Origin of the sequence: Brevibacterium sp. SIMBA_078 (assembly GCF_046534565.1) — a bacterium.
Lineage (GTDB): Bacteria > Actinomycetota > Actinomycetes > Actinomycetales > Brevibacteriaceae > Brevibacterium.
Genome location: NZ_JAWRYQ010000222.1, coordinates 1 through 271 on the forward strand (window position 1 = coordinate 1; position 271 = coordinate 271).

The 271-nt window shown below is 43.5% G+C and carries 1 protein-coding gene; it reads right to left on the minus strand.

Annotated features, from left to right (window positions below; genetic code table 11):
- Positions 1-271, minus strand: a 271-nt coding sequence (locus SB749_RS19510; RefSeq protein ID WP_410711764.1) for a winged helix-turn-helix domain-containing protein, incomplete at both ends; no start/stop codon positions are given.

Below are 271 nucleotides of genomic sequence, written 5' to 3' on the forward strand. Positions count from 1 at the left end.
GGTCACTGTAGGCACCAAGCTTCTTACGAATTCGAGACACACGTACATCAACGGTTCGATCTAGCCCATCGTACTCACGTCCAATCATATGTTGGTGCACATGCTCTCGGCTGAGCACTTCTCCTGCATTTGAAGCTAATAACCACAGCAATTCAAACTCATGTGAGGTTAATACGATTTCAACACCACTTAGCTTTACAATACGGCTAGTTTTATCTATTGATAAGTCACCAAACTTAAGCTCTTCTATGGCTTTTACGCTAGGCTGTCC